Below are 20,002 nucleotides of genomic sequence, written 5' to 3' on the forward strand. Positions count from 1 at the left end.
ATTGTAATGCTCCGATTTATTGTTAAAACTATGAATCTTGAACTAAGCGCTGAGCAAGTTATTCAACTGTTGGATAGTTAAAAATTAAGACTGGATTAAATTCACGTCCAAGCCACTTTTATAACCGTCCCAGCAAAATCAAAGCCTGGCTATAATCTAAATCATAGTTATCAAAAGGCTCATTAATATCAATATCAGCTGGTTCCATTTCCAGACGCTCAGCTAACTGATCAATTAACCAAGTTTTAATTTCGTCTTGAGTAATAGTAATAGATTGGGCCATTTGCCTAACTCTGGTATTTTTTTCATGGTGACTACAGTAAGGTTTGGTTTGGTTTGGATATCAATTATCCTGTCAGCCTGCAACAACGTTTTACTGCCTTTTGGTAATTGGTAATTTGCAATTGATAATAGCGGTAATTTTACCGAGCATCGATTACCAATAACCCGACAATCTTTTGTTGCATCCCTTTTAGAGAAGGGGTATGATATTCAACTTATTGTACCAAGTTGTTCTATTTATTTGTCTGGGTCACTCAGAGAAGTTACGCAGCTATTTACAAAACTTTATAATTTTTCTGCAATGGTAGTAAAAGTTACCAGGGGGCGGGCGTTTGGGGAGATGGGGAGATGGGGAGATGGGGAGTTGATGTAGGGTGGGCAGTGGTTGATACAGATCAGATTAGCTGACCAAGCCCGTTGGTAGCCACTGCCCACCATCGGATTAATCACAATGGTGCCAGATCTCAGGAGTCCAGTAGGGTACGTTAATATAATGTAACGCTCTCAATAAACATAGAAACTATAGCGTTTTTCATAGCTATTAGGCTTATAATGATTATCAGCCAGTAATCTTAATTTTGCTTCAATTTTTTGCTTTAAATTCGGTTGACGTTTAATGATTGCCTTAAAAGCTCGTTTAAATGATGAAGTTAAAATTAAATTAGTCATTGTTTAATTCGGCGATAACATCATCAACTGTACCCCGAAAAACGTTACCTTGTTGATATTCTTGGTGAGCTTTAGTAATATTAACAGTGATTTCTTCTCTTCTTTGTTCAATTTGTCTATGTCTAACAATATTAATTAAATCGTTCTGTTCATCTAAATAAAGAGCGTCAATCATTTATAAAATTTGATTGAAGTTACTTGTTATAATTTTTTCCTCTTTTGTCAAAAAAAATCTTATTTTACTCTAATTTAATCTAATTTATTCCTAGAGGGGCGACAAGCGCCCCTCTAGGTTGTATGTAAGCATATGCGCTACTTGAGGTGCTGCGCGAACAGCTATCAGCCGTGAGCCAAAGGCTCACGCTTGGCCTTGGCCGTTGGCCACGCTACGCGAATGGCCACGCTGCTTGAGGTGCGAACAGCCGTCAGCTAATTAACGGGAGGTAGTTCACCTAGGGTGGGCAGTGCTTAATACAGATAACCTTACAAAGCCCGTTGCTAGGCACTGCCCACCATAGCAATCTTGTAGGGTAAGTTACTATAATGTAACGCACCATCTCAATAAACATAGAAACTATAGCGTTTTTCATAGGTACGAGGTAAACAATTTTTTTTTCTATTGCCTCTTGCCTCTTGCCTCTTGCCTGCTCCCTGCTCCCTAAAAAAAAGTACCTCACCTAATTCAAAACCGCTATATATGACCACTGCCACTCCACCCCTAACCTTAGAGGAGTTCCTCAAACTCCCAGAAACCAAACCCCGATCAGAATTTATTAATGGGGAAATCGTGATTAAGCCCATGCCACAAGGCCAACATAGTCTGCTTCAGATTGAGTTGTGTCAAGCTATCAATCGAGTCGCTAATCCCAACAAAATTGCCAAGGCTTTCCCCGAACTGCGCTGTACCTTTGGGGGTCAATCAATTATTCCCGACATCACAGTCTTTCGTTGGGAAAACATCCCCATTGAACCAACTGGCAAAATTGCCAACCGCTTTGAAATATCTCCAGATTGGGCAATCGAAATTCTTTCCCCAGACCAAAGACAAACCAAAGTCCTGAGCAACCTGATCCACTGTTTGCGTCACGGAACTGAACTAGGATGGTTAATTGATCCGGAAGAAGAAAGTATTATCGTGATCGATCAGACTCAACGATTGGAAATTCTTTCAGCAACGTCTACGTTACCGATTCTCAATGGAGTAGAGTTAGAACTAACAGTTGAGGAAGTTTTTGGGTGGTTAACCCTAGGGTAGACCGTATCAATCTTAATTTGGTGCGTTACATTTGATGCTTCGCACCCTACAAGAGCTTACTGATAACTAATAACTGATAGCTGATAGCTGATAACTGATAGCTGATAACTGATAGCTTACCCCTAAGCCTCCCCCCATCCCTCAATGGTAGCTACCAAAATGTTAACTAAAGGATGGTCTAGGGCTTCCTTGAAAGCTTCCACTCCTCCTGCTTTCAGGGCATTGATAACCTTAGCTTTTAGGGTTGGGTTATTCTCAATTTGGTCAACAACTTCACTGACAACTATCATCTTTTCTTGACTTGTTGTAGTGGGATTACTCTGGGATAGTTGGTTTAGAAGTTGCTGGATTTCAGCTGCTGCTTCGGCTAGGCTTTGTTTTTGCTCTGGTGTCGCATTATTATTCTCAATATTTTGTGTAGCGTTGTCGCCTGTTGCGACCGGAGCATTAGCATTAATAGCGTGCCTTTGGTCTATATTAAAATTACGTGAATTATCTGACATATTATTCTCCGCTTCAGCTTTATTTATAACTTTGACTATAGAATTGGATGACTGGTTACTGATCAAAGCGTCTATAACATCTTTGAAGTTATGAACATAGCGATTGTTAGCCTCATATTTACCCTCTAGAAAAGCAATTCTTTTAGCATCTTCCAACCTAGCATTATCATAACTTTCCAAAAATTGTCTCTCAACCTTACCCTTATCTATTGATTCTGGAACTTCCAAAGTAAGTAAAACATCATTTCCCTTCCTCTCAATTCCTTGAATCGAATCACCAGTAATTTCATGATTTTCCGCCATTAATTTTTGAAAGGCTTGACGAAATGCTTCTGGATTAACCCCATTACGCAGAAGAATCTGCACCGTATTCGTAATCTGCTTATAAAGCTTGTCAAAATCCCCTGGTTCAAAAACCCGATTAAAGTCATGGGGACGACGCTCTCGACTTCCCATATCATTGGGATTCTCTAGTAAAAATAAAAACCGACAATCAACCTTAGTTAAGGTAGTTGTTGAATCAATATTCCACGCTTCTAAACAAGCTCCCGTAAGATAAGCATGGGTAAAATCAGTACCAACGCAATTAGCTTTAGTTAAATTAGCCCATTCTAAATTAGCATCCTCTAAAGTTGCTTCGCTAAGATCAGCCAGTTTTAAATTAGCCTTATTTAAATTAGCCCCTTTTAAATTTGTACCTCTAAGATTACCATTAACATAAGACTTATTGTAACCATTACCACTAACCAATAATTTTCTAACAGCCGTATCAGCTAAGATAGTATTACCAGGTCTAGCTCGGTCAAGCTTAATAGTATTTTTCCAACAAGTACGAGTAAGATTAGCCTCTCTTAAATCTGTACTTTTAAGAATAGCTCCCGTAAAATCAGCATCGGTTAAGTTAGCCTTGTAAAAACTTGTTCCTCCTGTGGCAGCAAAAGCAATAGCAATAGTGCGAATCCAGGCATCTCTGGGGTCCCCCTTTAGAGCACGCCAGCCCAGGTAAGTGCCAAGTAAAACGAAGGCTACGGCTCCGGCTAAGGCTACGGCTAAGGCTACGGCGAAAGCTACGGCTTCGGCTAAGGCTACGGCTACGGCTACGGCTACGGCAAAGGCTACGGCTAAGGCTAAGGCTTACGGCTACGGCTACGGCCACAGCGAAGGCTACGGCTAAGGCTACAGCTACGGCAAAGGCTACGGCTACGGCTTCGGCTAAGGCTCCGGCTAGCGGCTTCGGCTAAGGCTACGCCTACAGCTTTGGCTACGGCTACGGCTACGGCTAAAGCTACGGCTAAAGCTACGGCTAAGGCTACGGCGAAAGCTACGGCTCCTCCGATGCCTTGACGAAGGATAACAAAAAATAAGACAATTATTACAACCAGTGCTATCCAGCCGAAAATTTGTACCTCTACCTTGCTAGACACAAATATTGACGTTATTAACACCCCACCCAATAAAGAAATAATTCCTGATAGTCCTGACGTTATCCAGGAAACCAACAGAAGAACAATTACCTGCCGTTTTTGTAATCCAGCCTTTGCCTTACAGAACTGAGTTTCCTTTAGAATAGCATTCTTAAAATTTGTTCCTCGAATATCAGCGTAACTAAAATCTGCTCCTGAAAGGTCTTTCTCCTGAAACGATTGACCTCTAAGATTTACCCCTTGGAAATCCCGTTGTCCTGCTGCATATCGTCTCAGAACTTCTTTAGCTTTCATTAGCGATAATTATATATAGTTGAATGAAGGCCGAATCGCTCCTCGATGTAAACTACAGTCGATGAATCAGGATTCCGGAAATACTTACGTAGGAATAAATTTACTTGGTCACATAGGTTTTATTGTAACCCTGTTACCGTCCCACCCCTGGGATGCGCTACGCACAGCCAAAGGCGATTGGCCTACGGCCACGCTACGCGAACGCAGGTATTCAGTTAGGTTCATCTGAACTAGAACACTGTTACCAGCAGTGCGATTGGCCTACGGCCACGCTACGCGAACGCACCAGTACCAAGAACCAACATTCCAATTCAAACGCGATCGCACCAGAACCAATATCCCAATTCAAACGCGATTGGCCTACGGCAACGCTACGCGATCGCACTCTTTGGCAAAAACCAATCATCCCAATTCAAGCCCATCGCTAATTAAAACTTGTTCAAGAATAAGCTAAGTTTAGAGGCTCCAGCTATTTCCCAGTTTCTTTGCCATCTTCGTATATCCAGCACATTCTTTCCGGATTTTTTACAAATATGAGATAAACCATTAGCAGCTGTGTATACCCGCACAGCTGATCACACAGGTGCATCTTACTGATTACTAAATTACTATGTTGGACTTCTTTTTGAGCCGCGACACCAACTGGCTGTTTGAAACTGCCATGGACAACCCCGAATTGGCTCCGTCCGTGGTTGAACTGCTCTTCCTAGAAGAGATTAAGTACAACGTTCGTGACAGCTCAATCTTAAAACACGACTATCATCTGACAAATTTAAGACAAGTCTATGTTGACACTCTCCGGTCTAAAGACCCGGGGCAGGATAGTAGTTATCAATAGTGCTAAGATAATAAGTTGCACTATATATAAATAGTTCATGTAGGGTGGGCAGTGCTTGATACAGATCAGATCAGCTGACAAAGCCCGTTGCTAGGCACTGCCCACCATCGGTGTAGCCCCAATCGGAATCTGATCGGATTGGCCGTTGGCCACGCGGGGCGCGATCGCACTTCCCAATTCCATTAAATTAAAACCAAAAAAAATAGCCGTAGAAATACTATCCACGGCTATTTCACTGCTGTAAACCCTATGTCATATCTATCAGTTTCCGAATCAATCCGCATGTGATCCTACGCGAACAAATCGGATCCTTTGACCGGGGGGGGAAACCCCCCCAGAAATTTAACCTATTAACGCCAAGTCCGATACTTGGTTGCAAAACTAATTACTTCCCCTGGAATACCCGTCGGCTGCAAAGGGCTCCACTCGGAAACATCTGCATACCCCAGTACATAAAGGCCGTAAATAGTATTAGTTACTGCTTCAGGAGAACCCTTAATATACTTAATACGTTTTTTCTTCGGCTTAGAATCATCAGCATTATTGTCTTGATTCGGAATAAAGTCTGTAGACATGACTAAAAAACTCAATTACGTTTATAATGATTATTGTAATGATTATAGTTTAATTTTCAAGGGTTTTGAAAAATTTTTTTTGGGGAGGTAATTTTAGGAGAAATTGTCAGGGTGGGCAGTGCTGAATAGGGATCACCTTAAAAAGCCCCTTGCTAGACACTGCCCACCTTACGATTCATCTAGCTTATGTAGGCTGGGCAGTGCTGAATATATATCCTCTTAAAAAGCCCCTTGCTAGACACTGCCCACCCTACGATTCATCTAGTTGCTCTTGTTGTGTTGCTGGATCTGGACTAAACCATTCCATTACCTTGTCATTAAGAAGTCCGCCAAACAGCCAAGCCCCTAATCCTACAAATAAGGTCGCTATTATGCTCATCAGAGCAAGTTTATTGGAGAGATTCCATTTCTTCTCTGTGGGTGACTCATTCAAGGTAACTTCTAAATTCTTGTTGTTAGAATCTCTACCTGCTGCTCCTATGACCGTACTTCCGTCCCCAACCTTGATTTCGCTTTTTTCAGACATAGTTTTACTACCTGTAGCTTCAATATTAATAGTAATAGATGGATCAGCTTTTTTTAGCTGTCGATAGATATCTAGTTGTTCATCTTTTGTGAACTGCTTTAAATCTATCACATCATCAATTAAACGTAACACCTTAACTGTATTATAGGGAGGACTACCACATTCAATCGTATCCTTACCATAAGCAATCCGCTCTCTTAATTGATCAAATTCATAGAAATGAGGATTTTGACTGTTTTTACAAGTAGAACAATTACAGGGGATAAACTTACTACACTTCAATCGGTTATAAGACTTATGGATCTGATCTAGTTCGTAAGTAACAGTAGTCAACAAGTCTCGTTTATGTCTACCAGTAACTCTAATTTTAATTTCTCGTTTTTCGTAATATTCAATTACTTCTGCTTTGGTGTTATCTTTGTTTAAGATAACTCCACTTTTCCAGACATATTGCTGCTGGTAAATCCACTTATCCATGACCACAATAAACCGAGTAATAATACCTTTGGGCATGAATTCATAGGTATAGCGGAGAATTAGATTGTCAGATTCATCCCAATCATACTCAGGTTGATTTAAACTTAGTAGTTGTGGCGCGATGTAGCTATATTCACTTCCAGGGATTGGATAGCAAAGTTGAAACTTCATCATCAATTGTAGCAGTTCATCCTGCATATAAGCATATTTTTCTTCCGACCAAATTTTTTCTAAATCAGCGCGGTTAAAGCGACCTAGATTCCGAATAACTTGATTGTTATCCAGCACTTTATAGACAGCATAAGTCCCCCATTCCGGTTTGATAATTACCGTTTTCTTTAATAGAGGGTCATCTTGAAAATGCAAACACACTCCCAGATCGTGTAGGTACCCGCTTAACTGTAATTTATCGTTGTATAAAGTAAACCCATTGTTTGAGCAGATGTTTAGATATTCATCCAGACTGATGTGATTACGGCTATCTTCTTCTAAAGCTTCTCTGACTTGTTTCCATGTTCTAGGTAAAGCTGCTTCTTTGATGTGGGGGAGGTTGCTAATATAAAATTTAATTTGGGTAAGAATATCCTCTAAACCTCGGTTAGTAGCTAGGTTTGTTGCTAGAGTTTCTTTCAAGTTGGTAAACTGTCCCCGTAAGGCGCGCTCATTTATTTCTCTATGACGATCTTGTTTCTCATTCTTGATAATTAAGAGAGGACTGTTGTCGCTTAATAGTTCTACTATATTAAGCCAGTAGTAGAAGTCTGTGTCTTCTTTCCTGGTATCTGCTACTAGGGTGTAAAGGGAACGTTTGGTCAGGAAGAATTGATGGGTGGCGTGATAAATTTCTTGTCCCCCAAAGTCCCAGATATTAACCCGAAAGTCTCGACCGTTCTCCAGTGGAAATTCCCATTGGATAATGTCAATTCCTTCTGTAGTTTTTTCATTTTGCTGTAGTTGATAGTCTGGCTTTTCTATCTTTTTGGCTAGTGTTGTTTTTCCAGCACCTGCTTCACCGACAATCAGGAGTTTTGCTTCATAGATATAATCTTTTCCTTCTTCCAGCAGTTGTCGGAAATAATCTCTGATTGCTTCAATCCCATTTTTTACAATTTCTATTGGTGGAGTTTCAAGGGGATTTACCATTAAATCAAGCTCGGTTAAGTTGGTAAGCTTGGTGAGGGATTCTGGGACTGTTGTTAATTGATTATCGCTTAAATAAAGCTCGGTTAAGTTGGTAAGCTTGGTGAGGGATTCTGGGACTGTTGTTAATTGATTATCGCTTAAATCAAGCAGGGTTAAGTTGGTAAGCTTGGTGAGGGATTCTGGGACTGTTGTTAATTGATTATCGCTTAAATAAAGCTCGGTTAAGTTGGTAAGCTTGGTGAGGGATTCTGGGACTGTTGTTAATTCATTAAAGCTTAAATCAAGCTGGGTTAAGTTGGTAAGCTTGGTGAGGGATTCTGGGACTGTTGTTAATTCATTTACGCTTAAGTCAAGCTGGGTTAATTGGGTTAGCTTGGTGAGGGATTCTGGGACTGTTGTTAATTCATTTCCGCTTAAATCAAGCTGGGTTAAGTTGGTAAGCTTTCCGATGGATTCTGGGACTGTTGTTAATTTATTTATACTTAAATCAAGCTGGGTTAAGTTGGTAAGCTTTCCGATGGATTCTGGGACTGTTGTTAATTTATTGTCGCTTAAATCCAATTCTTCCAACTGTGATAAATTAAAAACTTCAATTGGTATTTCAGTTAACTGATCATCATCAAAAATAACAGTATTGCTTAAATATAAATGCTTAAGCTGCTTCTCTTTTGCTTTTGTTATTATCTTAACAATATGTTTTGGGACAGCCATTTTTATGATTTATTAATTAGAAATTATAGCGGTTTTTAGGTGAGGTACATTTTTTTTTAGGGAGCAGGGAGCAGGGAGCAGGGAGCAGGTAAAAGGCAAGAGGTAAAAAATCCTATGTACCTCATTAAAATAAAAACTGCTATACTTATCAAGTTCGTAGGGTGCGTTAGGGACGGGGGAGGCATGATTGTAGTGTTAGGATAATCCCTCCCGTAACGCACCATCCAAACGGCAAAAATGAGATGCACCCTTTCAAGAATACCAAATTTTAGGACATAACTAATGTCAGAAGTCACAATTAACTTACCTGAAGACGTTTTTAGTGCCCGTCGCCTTCCCCCAGAAGAATTTGTGCAGGAAATGCGGCTTGCTGCTGCTATCTACTGGTATCAAAAGCGGGAAATCTCCATGGAAAAAGCAGCCTCCGTCGCTGGGTTAAACCGTAGGGACTTTCTTGCCGCCCTATCGCGGGAACAAATTGATGTCTTTGCTGTTGACTTTGATGATCTAGAGCGTGAGTTAAACCGTGGCTGAACTTCCTGCTATCAACACATCCCCCCTAATTTTTCTAACCAAAGGTAGCTGTCTCGACTTGTTACAAATAATCAGCCCATCCATAATTGTCCCTCAAGCTGTTGCCACGGAAATTCAGGCATATGGGGAGACAGACGTAACAGCAGTTGCCCTCAAGAATACTGATTGGTTAGTAGTACAAGACACACCAACCATCCCTACAGTCATTCAAAGTTGGGATTTGGGACCGGGAGAGTCAGCCGTACTCACGTTGGGATATGCAAAGCCCGGTACAGAAGTAATCCTAGATGATTTAGCCGCCCGTCGTTGTGCCACTGCTTTGGGTATTCCAGTACGGGGGACATTAGGTATAGTTCTTACCGCTAAACAAAGGGGGGTAATACCTGCTGCACGCCCAGTTTTAGAACAATTGCGCTTGTGTGGGATGTATTTATCTGACCGAGTGATGAATCAAGCATTGGCGTTGGTGGGGGAATAAGACGAATCAACTATGGATATGGCTATTGATCACTAAGCGATCGCTTTTTTTTACAAGATACATAAAAAGAGTCATTTGTCAACACAATCGGTTGTTTAGACAGGAGAGCAGAAATTCATCCCCTCGCAGCCATATTACTAATTATTCAGCTCGAATAACTGGACAAAACCCTTCCTTTGCAACCCCTCTTTAAGTTTTTTATCTCCTGTCCAAAGCAAGCCCCCTAATTCTATAGTCAAAGCCACATGAGGAGTATCGGTTTCGTCAATATCCCGACACAACTCATAAGCTGTTGCTAAATGTTCTGCTGTAATCAAGTCTTCTTTATAGAGATTAATACGTTTGAGCAATATCTGGTAAATCGTAACAATCTCTTCTTCTCTTAACTGACTGGCTTTGAGTATCTTCTCCTTGCGCTTAAATAATTCTACCAGCACCTGCTCACAGATAAAAAAGTTATAATTTGAGTCGAGTAGTAACTCACTAAAACGGGATTTGTCTCTGAGTAATGCTGAGAACAAAATGTTGGTATCAACTATAACTGGTTGGTTTTGTCCAATCACAATTTACTACTTATCAAGTTTAGATTTAACCAATGACCAAACCGTAGAGTCAATCTCATCAGCTAATTCAGCCGCCACCTCTTCTGTGAGTTGACTGCGCTGGCTGATTGACTTGAGTTCAAGATAGTTGAGGAGTTGGGTCAGTTGCTGATAATCAATTGCTGTCTTATCAATCTTGATGATGATCGTTTGGTCATCAACACTAAGATTGTAATAAGGATTGTTAGACATAAGTTATAATCCAATACAGTAGTATTGTAGTATATTCCATATAAGTAAGCATTAAGCTATCAGCTATCAGCTATCAGCTTATGCGCTAATTGAGGTACTTTGCGAACAGCTTTTGAATAAGCGATGCAGCAAGGGAACAGGTAAGCAAAAGTTTAATCTGAGTTACGTTACATCCATTAAGCCTGTGCCACAAAGCATCTCAAGTAGCGTGGCCTTTGGCCAAGGCCAAGGGTTTTCCCCAGACTTTCAATTTTATTTTAAGCTGAATGCTGATAGCTGATAGCTGAATGCTTACGCCGATTCAAACCGCTAAGAATTGCTGAATCACATCCTGACTCAGTTCACTAGTCACCCCTGATGCCACAATTCCACCCTTCTGCATGGCATAGTAGCGGTCAGCTTGTCGGACAAAATGTAGATGCTGCTCCACCAAGAGCACAGAAATCCCAGTGCTTTCAATAATCCGCCGCACAGCCGCTTCAATTTCCAGAATAATCGACGGTTGAATCCCTTCGGTGGGTTCGTCTAACACTAATAACTGAGGACGTCCCATTAATGCCCGTGCGATCGCTAATTGTTGCTGTTGTCCACCACTCAAGTCACCACCCATCCGGGACAACATTGATTTTAAGACTGGAAACAGCTCAAAGATACTGTCTAGGATGTCGTCTTCAGCCTTTCTACCCCCTCGACGTGCTTCTAAACCCAGCAACAAATTCTCTTTCACCGTTACCCGAGGGATAATCTCCCGCCCTTGGGGCACATAGCCAATCCCTAATCTGGCTCGTTTATCCGTCGATAGTTTGGTCAGCGGTTGACCAGCAAAGGTAATGGTGCCAGTGCGGGGTTTGAGTAATCCCATAATCGTTTTGAGTAGAGTAGTTTTGCCCACACCATTCCGTCCAATCAGGCAAACCATTTGTCCTGCTGGTACATTCAAATCTACATTTCTGAGAATGTGGCTTTCACCGTAGTAGACATTTAAATTGGAAATTTGCAGCATAAGAGTTTTTTAGAAGTTAGAAGTTAGAATTTAGAATTTAGAATTTAGAATTTAGAATTTAGAATTTAGAATTTAGAATTTAGAATTTAGAATTTAGAATTTAGAATCGGAAATCGGGAATCGGGAATCGGGAATCGGGAATCGCAAAAATCCCGATATAGTAGATTAACTCTTGCCTATTGCCTATTGCCTATTGCCTATTGCCTCTTGCCTCTTGCTTCTTGCCTCTTGCCTCCCCTCCTGGGAGGGGTTAGGGGTGGGTTCCTCTTGCCTATTGCCTCTTGCCTATTACCTATTGCCTTAAATGCTATAACACTTTACCCTTTACTCTTCTCCTACTTCTGCTTCCAAGCTTTTTACCACTTCTGCTGGCAGATCCAACAGCTTCACCAAGTTTTGGTAAGCCGCTGCTTCAGCATCGTTAATCTTTGGTTCGCTAGGTGTACGGGAACTTGATTTAATCACTTCATAAGCCAGCTTCACGATTAGTTTTCGTTCTTCAATAGTTTCTATTTCAGTAGTCAACTCTTCGATGGAAACATTAAGTGCTAAATAATTCTGTAACTCTTGTTGCAATTGTTGCTTTTGTTCTGCATCTGTAGCAAACACTTCGCTAAAGCGAGATATCATCACATCAATTTCTTCTGGTGCCAGATTACCATCAGACCAAGCCATAGCAGACACAATCCGTAGCATTTTCATTTGCTCCGCTGTAATCGATGGCTTTTGTCCTAAATACACTTCAATCACGCGGGGGTCATTTTGGACTTGATCCATTGTGCCTTCACACAACACTGACCCCTGATGTAATACGGTTACTTGACTAGCAATCTGGCGCACAAATTCCATATCGTGTTCAATCACAATAATGGAATGACTCTTGGCTAGAGCTAACAGCAAATCTCCGACATTTTCTGTCTCTTCATCCGTTAAACCAGCCACCGGTTCATCTACTAGTAATAAATCCGGAGACTGAGCCACTAACATCCCAATTTCTAACCGCTGTTTTTCTCCATGGGAGAGTAACTCCGCCAGTAAATTCGCTTTTTCCACTAAACCAATGGTGTGCAGCAAACCTGCTACTGTCCGTTTTTCCCCGGGTAATGTACGTCCAAACAGGGTGGAAAACACATTCTTATCACGATTGCAGGCTAAATCTAAGTTTTCTCGAACCGTTAGATTTAGGTAGACTCGTGGTGTCTGAAATTTTCGACCAATGCCGAAGCGAGAGATTTGGTGTTCAGATAAGCCTCGCAAATCCTCTCCCTTAAACAACACCCGTCCCTCCGTTGGCTGTACTTTCCCAGTCACTACATCCAGAAACGTAGTTTTCCCAGCACCATTAGGACCAATCATCACTCGCAATTCCCCAGCATCCATACTAAAGTTAAACTGGTTAATTGCTTTGAAGCCATCAAAACTTACCGTTAGGTTATCAATTTCAAGAATTTTTGAGTTCATTTGTAGTTTGCTAATGGTTAATGACTTTAGAAGTTGTAAGCTATCAGCTATCAGCTATCAGCTATCAGCTATCAGCTATCAGCATATGCTTAGATGGGCTTTTCCCCAGACTTTCAATATCTCATGAATCTCGTATAAAATTCTCTCGTTTGCGTATCGGCGCACGCTACGCTGGGTTTATTTTAAGCTGTTCGCGTAGCGTGAGCTTTTAGCTCACGGCTGACAGCTGACAGCTGACGGCTGAATGCTCCCTGCTCCCTACTCCCTTGCTGTAATAACCATGCAATGGAAATCAAGACCAGCTTAATGACCAATCTCTTCTTTTTCCCGTTGGACTAGTGGGTCTTTTTCTAGGCTGGGATAAGTTGTTATCACTGGTTTTTCGGTACCAAAAAGCGATCGCATTTGTTCAATTCCCTCGTCTCGCAACCAGCCGACAATACCATTAGGCAGTACTGTCACTACAATTAGGAACAGCGCGCCCTGGAAAAATAGCCAAACTTCGGGAAATTGCTCACTCAACAAGGTTTGACCTAGTCTGACTAATAAAGTACCCAGAATTGCTCCGATTAGAGTTCCTCGTCCTCCCACAGCCACCCAAATCACCATCTCAATGGAAAACGCTACTTCCATATAGCTGGGGGTAACAATCCCTGATTGGACCGTATAAAGGGCCCCAGCCACTCCAGCGATTCCCCCAGAAACCGCAAATACCAGGACTTTGAATCCGGTAGGATCGTAGCCAGAGAAACGCACCCGATTCTCATCATCCCGTATGGCAATTAACAACCGACCAAAACGTCCACTGGTTAACCAACGGCACAATAAGTAGATCAGAACCACACACAGGATACTAATTTCGTAGAAAGCTAACTGAGCTTGTTTGGAACTTACTAACATCCCAAACAGGGTTTCTGTATCAGTTTTTAACCCATTAGTACCATTAATTAGCTTTTGCTGTCCATTGAAAAAATTGAATAAAACCAGCAGTGCGGCTTGGGTTAAAATCGAGAAATAAACCCCTTTAATCCGGTTACGAAATACCAGATAACCCAGCAATCCAGCCACGATACTGGGAATTAAAACAATAGCAATTAGGGTAAAAGGAAAGGAATAAAATGGTTGCCAGAAGAATGGCAGTTCCTTTACACCATAGAGGGTAAAGAATTCCGGTATTTCTCCTTCTGGTAATTGCAGTTTGAGGTGCATAGCAAAGGCATAGCCCCCCAACGCAAAAAATATACCATGTCCTAGACTCAGCAGTCCGGTATACCCCCAAATCAGGTCAATCCCTATCGCGACAATAGATAATGACAAAAAACGCCCCAACAGCTTGAGGCGAAAATCCGGCAAAATCACTGGCATTAATAACGCGAAAACTAGAGCAATTGCTACGATTGCTACTATTTCTATAATTAACTTTCGTCGCCGCTGCTTTTTAATGGCTTGTGTTCTAGATACATAGGTCATAATTTCTGAAAATAGCAACTATAGCATTTATCAATTTGGTGAGGTACGTTAGCAAAGGGAGCAGGGAACAGGGAATCGGGAGTAGGGAATCGGGAGTAGGGAATCGGGAGTAGGGAATCGGGAATAGGGAATCGGGGGAATAAAATTGACTGTACCTCATAAATGTTGAAAACGCTATAATTCCGCCGTGCGTCCTTTTTGTGGGAATATTCCTGAAGGTCTCACTTGTAAAAAAGTAATAATTAAAGCGAAGACCATAACTTTTGCCATACTGGTGGTCGCAAAGAAGGTAAAGAAGTCCGTTACCGGTTTAAGAAACTCTACTGGCATCAACATAAAGGCTATGCTTCCCGAACCAATAATATAGGTAAGTGTACCAATTGCTAGGGCGGCTATTATGCTTCCGAATAAGTTTCCGACACCGCCAACCACCACCACCATAAAGGTATCGACGATATAATTTTGACCAGTATTGGGACCGACAGAACCTAGTAATGTAATCGCACAACCTGCTACACCAGCTAAACCAGAACCTAGGGCAAATGTTAACGCATCTACCTTTTGTGTAGGGATACCTAAGCAAGCACTCATATTGCGATTTTGGGTAACAGCTCTAATCCGTAATCCCCAACTGGAGCGATTTAAGAACCAGTAGGTTCCCAATAGACAAATAATCGTCAAAATAATGATAAAGATCCGGGCATAGGGCAATTGGAAGTTACCAATCGGAAATCCCCCTTGAAGCCATGCTGGTGCAGTCACGTCTACATTTCTGGCACTAAACCAAGGTCGAGTAATTCCCCGTTGACCCGTTTGTCCTAACAACACCCCAGTTACGATCGCAATTCCTAGAGATAAGAATACCATCAAAGCCATCGTCCAATTGCGAATTCTCTGCCAATCTAAACGACGGCTGAGAACCCACCTTGACCCAAAAAACAGCAGGCAAAATACCGCAATTCCAATCACCAATACCCAATTTACACTGCGGACAAACTGCCGCAATATCAAACTTACCCCCCAAGTAGCGAGAAGGGTTTCCAACGGTCGCCCATATAGATAACGAATGACCCCCCTCTCCAATACCAGTCCTACCAACGCTGCCACCAGAAAAGCCATGGGCAGGGCAAATAAGATGTAGACATTAAACAACGAATCGCCAAAAAAGGCTTTAAAGGTATTTTGGACAACATACGTTGTATAAGCGCCCAACATCATTAACTCGCCATGAGCAAGATTAATCACGCCCATCAGTCCAAAGACAACAGCTAGTCCTAGGGCAGCGATCAGTAGCACGGAGCCAATACTAATCCCGTTAAAAATTCCTTCTAAAAGTGGCAGCACAATTTAATAATTAAATATGAATTATGAAGGATGAAGGGTGAATTATGAAGGATGAATTATGAATTATGAATGGTGAAAACTACTTGATTTTTATGTTTTTGAAGTTTATAGTAAGCACTCAATACTCAACTAACAAAACTCAATTTTAAATGCCTTAAGGCGCGCTTTCCAATGGCCGGGGAACCCGGCCTTGGGTCGCGCCTGTAGTTTACTTCATAGGTCATAATTCATCCTTGATCACTTATGCTTTCTCCTTTTTGTACTTCCCTCCCTTATTGGGATCGCTCCAGTCACACCCATACCCTTTCGTTTCTGCTACATATTGATTCCAGGGGATGGGAGGAACGGGTTTAGGTGTGGATGAGACAATTTTGAACTGACCATCGGCTTGGATTTCACCAATGCGCACTGTCTTAGAAATGTGATGATTTGGATACATCTCTACTGCTCCTTCTGGTGCGCCAAATTTTTGACCGATAGCAGCTTTGCGCACAGGCTCTAGGTCAGTAGTTCCAGCTTGCTCTACCGCCTGCTTCCATAGGTAAACCATAATGTAAGCCGCTTCCATGGGGTCGTTGGTTACCCGGTCTTCGCCATACTCGGCTTTGAAGGCTTCCACAAACTGCTTATTGTCGAGGCTATCAACAGATTGGAAGTAGTTCCAGGCGGCGTAGTGACCAATTAGAAATTCTGGACCAATCTGCCTGACTTCCTCTTCTGCAATACTCACCGACATCGTGGGATATTTGTCTGGAGTGAGTCCAGCACCCTTGAGTTGTTTAAAGAAGGCGACGTTACTATCCCCGTTGAGACTGTTGAAGATTACGCCACCATTTGGTAGGGCGGCTTTAATCTTAGAAATGATCGGGGTAACTTCTGTATTACCAAGGGGAAGGTAATCCTCGCCCACGGTCTCTCCACCCAGGGCTTTGAGTTGCTCCTTAATAATTGTGTTAGCGGTACGAGGGAAAACATAGTCCGAGCCCACTAAGAAAAACTTTTTGCCCTTGTTTTTCAGCAACCAATCTACCGCTGGCTCAATCTGCTGATTTGGTGCAGCACCTGTGTAGAAAATATTCTTGGAACACTCCTGCCCTTCGTACTGCACAGGATACCAAAGCATATGGTCTTTGGATTCAAACACTGGTAGCACAGCCTTACGGCTAGCCGATGTCCAGCAACCAAAAATAGTAACAACTTGATCCTTATCAATCAGTTTGGCAGCTTTCTCAGCAAAGGTTGGCCAGTCAGACGCACCATCCTCAACAATAGGCACAATTTTCTTGCCTAATACCCCCCCGGCTTCATTAATCTCCTTGATGGCAAGCTTTTCAGCTTCCACCACAGTGGTCTCACTAATTGCCATAGTACCGGTCAGGGAGTGGAGAATACCCACTTTGATCGTGTCTTCACCACTAGCATCTGAACTCTCGGTGGCTGTGGAGCAAGCCTTCAACAGAAGACTAGTTCCCAATGCCGCTGAGCTATAAAGCAGAAATTTACGTCGTCCTAATCCACTTACCATACTTTCGTACAATCCTCTACCAAATTTAGGCGTAGCCTCATTGAAAAAATTGCGAAGCTAGGGTGTGATATTAGACCTAGGATTGCAAGTAAACTGTTAATTAGGATACAAAAAAGCTAAACTTTCGATCAGTTCATGAAAAATTGACATTTTTTAACATTTTTTAACATTTTTTTGAATCAGATCTACCCATGCTGAGCACTATCTATTCACATTCTGTTAATGAACTCTTTACAGCCTGGATAAGCAAAACCTCCTTTACAAAAGCAAGAGAGAGCAGGCGAAGCCAGGACCGGTTACTATGGTTCAATAACCTCGAAAAAAGCCTATTTTTGCCTAAAAATATAATATTGCCGCCATTAGGCATCATCTATTCAAGCTTTATTGCTCAACTTCTAAACTTACGGTTGTCTTGTAACCTATTGTCTTGTAACTCAGTGTACAGATTGACCATAAGGTTGATGTATTAATAAACACTAACGACTCATGCGCTAACATTTGGCGAGATTTAAGCTTTGTCAGGGGAGGATTTCCAAGGATGTCACACTGGATGTCACCCGAACTCAGGGGCATCCAGAATCAACTGGATCAATCAATTCCTAGCCAGTGCGAGCATTCGGCAGAAAGTTTTTGTTGGCTATGCACTCTCCATTGGTTTGGCCATTTTGGGAACAACGACTGGATTAGGGATTGGCCAGCATTACCAAAAGTCAGCACTAGCTGAACTCACTCGTGCCCAAAAACAAGAACATCTGCTGAAGAATTTACAAATCGCGATTTTAGACCTACGTTCCTATCCCTACTTAGGTGCGCTTTCCGTGATGGCGAGCAATCCCTCGCCATCACGGGTCGCACCTCCTGTTGCTGTGCCCTTGGAAGACCTACAGCCGCTTCAAGAGAAAATTGACCAAGCTCAGCAACTGCTGTTGGAAGCGCAACGGTTTGTCAGAGAGTTTGATACCTGTTCTAAAACAAATACCAATCATTTACTGGATTTACTCAAGACCTACAGGATAATTATTGATTCCTACAACACTCTCATTCAATCCCTGTTGCCGGAAAGCGCACCTGATGATCAGCTTAAACTTGCCCAAAGGCAACTGTTGCCACAGAACAATCCTGAATTAACCACTGCCCTAGAACGCTTTTTTGAGCAGTCAGACCAGCTGATTAGAGCAGCTCAAGTCAAACAGCAGCAAGGGTTGAGCGCCCTTAACCGTGCTGATCAGTTGTGCTTTGGGATCATTGTCAGCAGTATGATCGCCTCAGTTGCGATCGCAATCCTATTAGCTATTCATACCAGTAATGCGATCGCACAGCGAATCAAAAGCCTGACTGAGATCACCGAACAGGTCAAACAGGAGTCTAACTTTACCCTGCAAGCACCAGTCACGACCCGAGATGAAGTGGGTGTGTTAGCCACTTCTCTCAATCAGCTGATTCACGGTATGGCTGACTACACCCAGGAACTCCAGCAAACGGAAATCCAGCTGATTCAAAACGAAAAAATGTCCAGTTTGGGTACTATGGTTGCTGGTATTGCCCATGAAATGAACAATCCGATTAACTTTATCTACGGCAATCTGTTCTTTGCCAGCGATTATATTGAGGATTTACTCTCTCTGGTGGAACTCTATCAGCAGTATTATCCCAACCCTGACCCAGAGATTAAAAATCGGCTCGAAGAGATTGATCTGGAATTTTTGGCCCAAGACTTGCCTAAAATCATCGCTTCCATGAAAGGCGGAGCTGAGCGCATTCGTGAAATTGTGCTTTCGATGAGGAATTTTTCCCGATTGGATGAAGCCGAGATCAAACCGGTTAACATCCATGAAGGAATTGACAATACCCTCGTTCTGCTCAGCAACCGCCTCAAGCCAGGGATTGAGGTGATCAAGCAGTATGGGGATTTACCTGTGGTGGATTGCTACCCAGCTCAACTGAATCAGGTATTTTTGAGTATCTTGGAAAATGCCCTTGATGCCATAGAACAGGATGCTACAGAACACAAGGCTATAGAACACAAGAGTGTCGAATCTTGCCCATCCCCAGTCTTCACCATTCGGATTCAAACGGAGCTAGTTGATCAAAACTGGGTAGTTATCCGAATCGCTGACAATGGCCCTGGGATTGCCGCAGCCATTAAAGACCGGATATTTGACCCATTTTTCACTACCAAAGACCCAGGCCAGGGAACTGGCTTGGGACTCGCCATTACCTACCAAATTATTACCCAGCATCGAGGAAAAATTGAGGTGGCTTCAGAACCAGGTCAGGGAGCCGAGTTTGTCATTAGTTTGCCAAGATAAAATCTGAAAACCTCAGGTGCGATTGACCCATTAAGAATTAAATTCGCCACAGGTCGCACCTTCTGCGACAAGGGTTAAGTAAAGGTAAGCTATCAGCTATCAGCCGTCAGCAGTCAGCTAATCAACGGTCGTAAACAAGAATCGGGGGTGCTGGTAGCACAGGCTTCTAGCTGGTGGCACAAGCTTCGACGCATCGGACCAAACCCATTAGCTGATAGCTGACGGCTGAATGCTTACAAGTAAAGAATTCCTATTACTTATAGGGTTTCGTGCGCAGTTGAGCCTAAGTCCTGACAGCGTACCATCAACAGTCAACTATATAAGTAATATTTTGTATCAAGGACTACAAACACCTGGTCAGAGGTTTGTTACTTTCATCCATTAGAC

Annotated in this window: 25 protein-coding genes and 1 pseudogene; 8 read left to right on the forward strand and 18 right to left on the reverse strand. The window is 42.3% G+C overall.

Annotated elements, in window-relative coordinates; genetic code table 11:
* Window positions 1-118: 118 nt before the first annotated feature.
* The 3 genes from LYNGBM3L_RS26275 to LYNGBM3L_RS26285 all read right to left on the reverse strand — a co-directional run bounded on the left by LYNGBM3L_RS26275 (window position 119) and on the right by LYNGBM3L_RS26285 (window position 1,126).
* Window positions 119-283: a hypothetical protein gene (locus LYNGBM3L_RS26275; RefSeq protein ID WP_008188552.1), complete on the reverse strand. Its 165-nt coding sequence runs from the start codon at window positions 281-283 to the stop codon at window positions 119-121.
* Between the two features lie 503 nt (window positions 284-786).
* A complete protein-coding gene (locus LYNGBM3L_RS26280) occupies window positions 787-951 on the reverse strand; it encodes a hypothetical protein (protein ID WP_008188555.1) in 165 nt (54 codons plus the stop codon).
* The gene (locus LYNGBM3L_RS26285) at window positions 944-1,126 is read right to left on the reverse strand and encodes a hypothetical protein (protein ID WP_008188557.1); all 183 of its coding nucleotides are present in this window, start codon (window positions 1,124-1,126) and stop codon (window positions 944-946) included. Before LYNGBM3L_RS26285 ends, LYNGBM3L_RS26280 begins: the two co-directional genes overlap by 8 nt.
* A 522-nt stretch (window positions 1,127-1,648) precedes the next feature.
* Here LYNGBM3L_RS26285 and LYNGBM3L_RS26290 point away from each other — a divergent pair.
* Window positions 1,649-2,206 carry a Uma2 family endonuclease gene (locus LYNGBM3L_RS26290; RefSeq protein ID WP_008188559.1) on the forward strand — a complete coding sequence of 186 codons (558 nt, stop codon included), beginning with the start codon at window positions 1,649-1,651 and terminating at the stop codon, window positions 2,204-2,206.
* Between the two features lie 122 nt (window positions 2,207-2,328).
* Here the strand turns inward: LYNGBM3L_RS26290 and LYNGBM3L_RS46705 are convergent, their stop codons facing one another.
* Together LYNGBM3L_RS46705 and LYNGBM3L_RS49985 are read right to left on the reverse strand one after the other, a co-directional pair.
* A complete protein-coding gene (locus LYNGBM3L_RS46705; RefSeq protein ID WP_008188561.1) occupies window positions 2,329-3,459 on the reverse strand; it encodes a pentapeptide repeat-containing protein in 1,131 nt (376 codons plus the stop codon).
* Window positions 3,460-3,582: 123 nt separating this feature from the next.
* A pseudogene (locus tag LYNGBM3L_RS49985) lies at window positions 3,583-3,711 on the reverse strand (pentapeptide repeat-containing protein); the annotation flags it as partial.
* Window positions 3,712-3,715: 4 nt separating this feature from the next.
* Between LYNGBM3L_RS49985 and LYNGBM3L_RS46715 the strand changes: the two are divergent.
* Complete coding sequence (locus LYNGBM3L_RS46715) at window positions 3,716-3,883, forward strand: hypothetical protein (RefSeq protein WP_202799261.1); 168 nt, start codon at window positions 3,716-3,718, stop codon at window positions 3,881-3,883.
* Here LYNGBM3L_RS46715 and LYNGBM3L_RS46720 read toward each other — a convergent pair.
* Window positions 3,837-4,427 carry a pentapeptide repeat-containing protein gene (locus LYNGBM3L_RS46720; RefSeq protein ID WP_008188564.1) on the reverse strand — a complete coding sequence of 197 codons (591 nt, stop codon included), beginning with the start codon at window positions 4,425-4,427 and terminating at the stop codon, window positions 3,837-3,839. The genes LYNGBM3L_RS46715 and LYNGBM3L_RS46720 overlap by 47 nt on opposite strands.
* Before the next feature lie 152 nt (window positions 4,428-4,579).
* Between LYNGBM3L_RS46720 and LYNGBM3L_RS41775 the strand changes: the two genes are divergently transcribed.
* Both LYNGBM3L_RS41775 and LYNGBM3L_RS26300 read left to right on the forward strand, forming a co-directional pair.
* Window positions 4,580-4,855: a hypothetical protein gene (locus LYNGBM3L_RS41775; protein ID WP_008188565.1), complete on the forward strand. Its 276-nt coding sequence runs from the start codon at window positions 4,580-4,582 to the stop codon at window positions 4,853-4,855.
* Between the two features lie 197 nt (window positions 4,856-5,052).
* Entirely contained in the window at window positions 5,053-5,265 is a 213-nt protein-coding gene (locus LYNGBM3L_RS26300; RefSeq protein ID WP_131827246.1) for a hypothetical protein, read from the forward strand.
* 90 nt (window positions 5,266-5,355) lie between these two features.
* Here the strand turns inward: LYNGBM3L_RS26300 and LYNGBM3L_RS49015 are convergent, their stop codons facing one another.
* From LYNGBM3L_RS49015 to LYNGBM3L_RS26310, 3 genes are all read right to left on the reverse strand, one after another.
* Window positions 5,356-5,490 carry a hypothetical protein gene (locus tag LYNGBM3L_RS49015; RefSeq protein WP_008188569.1) on the reverse strand — a complete coding sequence of 45 codons (135 nt, stop codon included), beginning with the start codon at window positions 5,488-5,490 and terminating at the stop codon, window positions 5,356-5,358.
* A gap of 125 nt (window positions 5,491-5,615) precedes the next feature.
* Window positions 5,616-5,840 (reverse strand): hypothetical protein, encoded by a 225-nt coding sequence (locus LYNGBM3L_RS26305; RefSeq protein WP_008188571.1) that lies wholly within the window; start codon window positions 5,838-5,840, stop codon window positions 5,616-5,618.
* A gap of 250 nt (window positions 5,841-6,090) precedes the next feature.
* The gene (locus LYNGBM3L_RS26310; protein ID WP_008188574.1) at window positions 6,091-8,697 is read right to left on the reverse strand and encodes a COR domain-containing protein; all 2,607 of its coding nucleotides are present in this window, start codon (window positions 8,695-8,697) and stop codon (window positions 6,091-6,093) included.
* Between the two features lie 282 nt (window positions 8,698-8,979).
* Here LYNGBM3L_RS26310 and LYNGBM3L_RS26315 point away from each other — a divergent pair, with 282 nt between their 5' ends.
* On the forward strand, window positions 8,980-9,231 hold the full coding sequence (locus tag LYNGBM3L_RS26315) for a UPF0175 family protein (RefSeq protein ID WP_008188577.1): 252 nt from the start codon (window positions 8,980-8,982) through the stop codon (window positions 9,229-9,231).
* Window positions 9,224-9,709 (forward strand): PIN domain-containing protein, encoded by a 486-nt coding sequence (locus tag LYNGBM3L_RS26320; protein ID WP_008188580.1) that lies wholly within the window; start codon window positions 9,224-9,226, stop codon window positions 9,707-9,709. The genes LYNGBM3L_RS26315 and LYNGBM3L_RS26320 overlap by 8 nt, the downstream gene beginning before the upstream one ends.
* Before the next feature lie 137 nt (window positions 9,710-9,846).
* Here LYNGBM3L_RS26320 and LYNGBM3L_RS26325 read toward each other — a convergent pair whose 3' ends face one another.
* The 3 genes from LYNGBM3L_RS26325 to urtE form a co-directional block, all read right to left on the reverse strand.
* Window positions 9,847-10,272 carry a PIN domain-containing protein gene (locus LYNGBM3L_RS26325; protein ID WP_008188582.1) on the reverse strand — a complete coding sequence of 142 codons (426 nt, stop codon included), beginning with the start codon at window positions 10,270-10,272 and terminating at the stop codon, window positions 9,847-9,849.
* Between the two features lie 6 nt (window positions 10,273-10,278).
* Window positions 10,279-10,503: a hypothetical protein gene (locus tag LYNGBM3L_RS26330; RefSeq protein ID WP_008188586.1), complete on the reverse strand. Its 225-nt coding sequence runs from the start codon at window positions 10,501-10,503 to the stop codon at window positions 10,279-10,281.
* 301 nt (window positions 10,504-10,804) lie between these two features.
* A complete protein-coding gene (gene urtE / locus LYNGBM3L_RS26335; protein WP_008188588.1) occupies window positions 10,805-11,506 on the reverse strand; it encodes an urea ABC transporter ATP-binding subunit UrtE in 702 nt (233 codons plus the stop codon).
* A 172-nt stretch (window positions 11,507-11,678) separates the two neighbouring features.
* Between urtE and LYNGBM3L_RS49020 the strand changes: the two genes are divergently transcribed.
* On the forward strand, window positions 11,679-11,810 hold the full coding sequence (locus LYNGBM3L_RS49020; protein WP_267872102.1) for a hypothetical protein: 132 nt from the start codon (window positions 11,679-11,681) through the stop codon (window positions 11,808-11,810).
* Between the two features lie 20 nt (window positions 11,811-11,830).
* Here the strand turns inward: LYNGBM3L_RS49020 and urtD are convergent, their stop codons facing one another.
* From urtD to urtA, 6 genes are all read right to left on the reverse strand, one after another.
* On the reverse strand, window positions 11,831-12,967 hold the full coding sequence (gene urtD / locus LYNGBM3L_RS50630) for an urea ABC transporter ATP-binding protein UrtD (RefSeq protein ID WP_008188589.1): 1,137 nt from the start codon (window positions 12,965-12,967) through the stop codon (window positions 11,831-11,833).
* A 182-nt stretch (window positions 12,968-13,149) separates the two neighbouring features.
* A complete protein-coding gene (locus LYNGBM3L_RS49025; RefSeq protein WP_267872103.1) occupies window positions 13,150-13,281 on the reverse strand; it encodes a hypothetical protein in 132 nt (43 codons plus the stop codon).
* Window positions 13,271-14,437, reverse strand: coding sequence for an urea ABC transporter permease subunit UrtC (urtC, locus tag LYNGBM3L_RS26345; RefSeq protein WP_008188592.1), 1,167 nt, complete (start codon window positions 14,435-14,437; stop codon window positions 13,271-13,273). Before urtC ends, LYNGBM3L_RS49025 begins: the two co-directional genes overlap by 11 nt.
* Complete coding sequence (locus tag LYNGBM3L_RS44350) at window positions 14,421-14,597, reverse strand: hypothetical protein (protein ID WP_154659923.1); 177 nt, start codon at window positions 14,595-14,597, stop codon at window positions 14,421-14,423. Before LYNGBM3L_RS44350 ends, urtC begins: the two co-directional genes overlap by 17 nt.
* Window positions 14,598-14,611: 14 nt before the next feature.
* Window positions 14,612-15,781 (reverse strand): ABC transporter permease subunit, encoded by a 1,170-nt coding sequence (locus LYNGBM3L_RS26350; protein WP_008188594.1) that lies wholly within the window; start codon window positions 15,779-15,781, stop codon window positions 14,612-14,614.
* A gap of 241 nt (window positions 15,782-16,022) precedes the next feature.
* A complete protein-coding gene (gene urtA / locus LYNGBM3L_RS26355) occupies window positions 16,023-17,306 on the reverse strand; it encodes an urea ABC transporter substrate-binding protein (protein ID WP_008188596.1) in 1,284 nt (427 codons plus the stop codon).
* 515 nt (window positions 17,307-17,821) lie between these two features.
* Between urtA and LYNGBM3L_RS26360 the strand changes: the two genes are divergently transcribed.
* Window positions 17,822-19,615, forward strand: a complete 1,794-nt coding sequence (locus LYNGBM3L_RS26360; protein ID WP_008188598.1) for a sensor histidine kinase — start codon at window positions 17,822-17,824, stop codon at window positions 19,613-19,615.
* Window positions 19,616-20,002 lie beyond the last annotated feature (387 nt).

This window comes from Moorena producens 3L, from assembly GCF_000211815.1.
Classification (GTDB): Bacteria; Cyanobacteriota; Cyanobacteriia; order Cyanobacteriales; family Coleofasciculaceae; genus Moorena; species Moorena producens.

Bases quoted from the DNA above. Each gene is read 5' to 3' on its own strand.
- LYNGBM3L_RS26275 (WP_008188552.1), bottom strand. From the start codon at position 283: ATGGCCCAATCTATTACTATTACTCAAGACGAAATTAAAACTTGGTTA.
- LYNGBM3L_RS26280 (WP_008188555.1), bottom strand. From the start codon at position 951: ATGACTAATTTAATTTTAACTTCATCATTTAAACGAGCTTTTAAGGCA.
- LYNGBM3L_RS26285 (WP_008188557.1), bottom strand. From the start codon at position 1,126: ATGATTGACGCTCTTTATTTAGATGAACAGAACGATTTAATTAATATT.
- LYNGBM3L_RS26290 (WP_008188559.1), top strand. From the start codon at position 1,649: ATGACCACTGCCACTCCACCCCTAACCTTAGAGGAGTTCCTCAAACTC.
- LYNGBM3L_RS46720 (WP_008188564.1), bottom strand. From the start codon at position 4,427: ATGAAAGCTAAAGAAGTTCTGAGACGATATGCAGCAGGACAACGGGAT.
- LYNGBM3L_RS41775 (WP_008188565.1), top strand. From the start codon at position 4,580: ATGCGCTACGCACAGCCAAAGGCGATTGGCCTACGGCCACGCTACGCG.
- LYNGBM3L_RS26305 (WP_008188571.1), bottom strand. From the start codon at position 5,840: ATGTCTACAGACTTTATTCCGAATCAAGACAATAATGCTGATGATTCT.
- LYNGBM3L_RS26310 (WP_008188574.1), bottom strand. From the start codon at position 8,697: ATGGCTGTCCCAAAACATATTGTTAAGATAATAACAAAAGCAAAAGAG.
- LYNGBM3L_RS26315 (WP_008188577.1), top strand. From the start codon at position 8,980: ATGTCAGAAGTCACAATTAACTTACCTGAAGACGTTTTTAGTGCCCGT.
- LYNGBM3L_RS26330 (WP_008188586.1), bottom strand. From the start codon at position 10,503: ATGTCTAACAATCCTTATTACAATCTTAGTGTTGATGACCAAACGATC.
- urtE (WP_008188588.1), bottom strand. From the start codon at position 11,506: ATGCTGCAAATTTCCAATTTAAATGTCTACTACGGTGAAAGCCACATT.
- urtD (WP_008188589.1), bottom strand. From the start codon at position 12,967: ATGAACTCAAAAATTCTTGAAATTGATAACCTAACGGTAAGTTTTGAT.
- urtC (WP_008188592.1), bottom strand. From the start codon at position 14,437: ATGACCTATGTATCTAGAACACAAGCCATTAAAAAGCAGCGGCGACGA.
- LYNGBM3L_RS44350 (WP_154659923.1), bottom strand. From the start codon at position 14,597: ATGAGGTACAGTCAATTTTATTCCCCCGATTCCCTATTCCCGATTCCC.
- urtA (WP_008188596.1), bottom strand. From the start codon at position 17,306: ATGGTAAGTGGATTAGGACGACGTAAATTTCTGCTTTATAGCTCAGCG.